Annotated in this window: 1 protein-coding gene; it reads left to right on the top strand. The window is 47.5% G+C overall.

The genetic code is table 11. The features are described 5' to 3' along the window. Nucleotides 1–1,921, top strand: a 1,921-nt coding sequence (locus tag AB4585_RS16090) for an Ig-like domain-containing protein (protein ID WP_372170244.1), incomplete at both ends; no start/stop codon positions are given.

Here is a 1,921-nt window from a genome sequence, read left to right as displayed (position 1 = left end):
GTGTTTGAAGCGACTGGCGAAGATTTTGATCACCTGCCAGTAGGTGTAACAGAGCAAGTCGTGGTGACGTACACGATGAGCGATGAAAGTGGCGAGCCGATCACATCGACCGCGACTATTACTGTCACCGGTACTAACGATCTCCCAATTGCCAATGCAGACACCGGGGCAGTTCAAGAGAACAGCACAGTAACCGTAGATGTATTGGCTAACGACACCGATTTAGATGATGGTGCGACCTTTACCTTAGACAGTGTGAGCTCGGACAAAGGTCTGGTGACCATCGTTGATAATAAACTTGTGTTTGAAGCGACTGGCGAAGATTTTGATCACCTGCCAGTAGGTGTAACAGAGCAAGTCGTGGTGACGTACACGATGAGCGATGAAAGTGGCGAGCCGATCACATCGACCGCGACTATTACTGTCACCGGTACTAACGACAGGCCAATCGCTCGCAATGACAGTGGGTCTATTAACGAGGATGCGACTTTAGCAGTAGATGCATCAATAGGGTTACTGAAAAATGATAGCGATATTGATGGCGATAACCTCGAAGTCATTGGTATTCGGACAGGTGCCGAAAATGCATCAAATAGCACAGCTGGAACTGTAGGATCTGGATTAACCGGTAGCTTTGGTACTCTGATTGTTAACGAAGACGGTAGTTACAACTACGTTGCTGATAATGCGGATAGCTTAAAAGCTGGTGAGCAGGTGTCTGAAACGTTCACTTATACGATAAGTGATGGTAAGGGGGGGATGGATACTGCGGCCTTAACTATTACGGTCACTGGCACAAATGATGGACCAAAAGCAACTGATGATAGTTACAACGAAAGTAGCGAGACGTTACTTTTCTCCGAGTCATTTGAACAAATGATAAACACTGGCAGATGGACAGTTGTGACTGGTGATGATCTTGGCGACTGGAATGCGACCAACGGGCTAGAGGTTCAGCGTGATGGTCTAATTGCTGATGCAACTCATGGTGACTATCTTGCTGAACTCGACGCTCACAAAAACACTGAAATTTCAACGATTATAGACACTTCAGGTCAAGATAGTATTCGGGTTGAATTTGACTATAACCCTCGCCAAGATGGTAACTCGTCTTCTGATATGGTCTTTAAAATCGGTGACACCTCGGTCACGGTACATGCGGATGGGACCCTTTCCGGTGCTAATGGACTTGATATTCAAATAAGCCTACCAGATGCTAATGGTTGGTACCGTGTTACCGCCGAGCTGGAGGTGCAAGCTGATAGTACGGAGTTAGCATTTGCAGGAGATGGTGCTTCAGATAGTCTTGGGGCTTTGATTGACAACGTTATTGTAACGGGGATCAACCAACCTGAGCTCGTTACGCGTGAAGATGAGCCTATTACGATCCCATTCGCAGAGTTGTTAGCGAATGATACTGATATCGATGGTGATGTTCTTTCAATTGTTGTTGGTTCAATAACGTCTGAGGTCAATGGCACATTATCGGTTGACTATGTAAACGAAACGATCACATTCACACCAGATCAAGACTACAACGGTGAGGCCACATTCCAATATACAGTCACTGATGGAAATGGTGGCGAAGACCAAGCGACAGTGACATTAAATATCACACCTGTAAACGACGCGCCCGAACTCAATGTCGATACCGGCGAGGTTGGTGAAGACGCAACTTTAACCGTTGGTGCTGGTAACGGTTTACTATCCAATGACTCCGATGTCGATGGCGACTCATTGAACGTCACGGGCATTTTGAACGGCATCACGGGCACCGCGACCGCCGTGGCAGAGAGTGGCGACACGGTGATCAGCAATGATTACGGCACATTGACCATTCGTGCTGACGGTAGTTACAGCTTTGTGGCGGACGGCAGTGATTCTCAAGCGTTGGCAACAGAAGCGACCGCGGAAGTGGTGT

Origin of the sequence: Vibrio sp. 10N.222.49.C9 (assembly GCF_041474985.1) — a bacterium.
Taxonomy (GTDB): Bacteria; Pseudomonadota; Gammaproteobacteria; order Enterobacterales; family Vibrionaceae; genus Vibrio; species Vibrio crassostreae_C.
The sequence above is the reverse complement of the archived record's forward strand: the minus strand, read 5'-3'. Positions and strand labels throughout refer to the sequence as shown.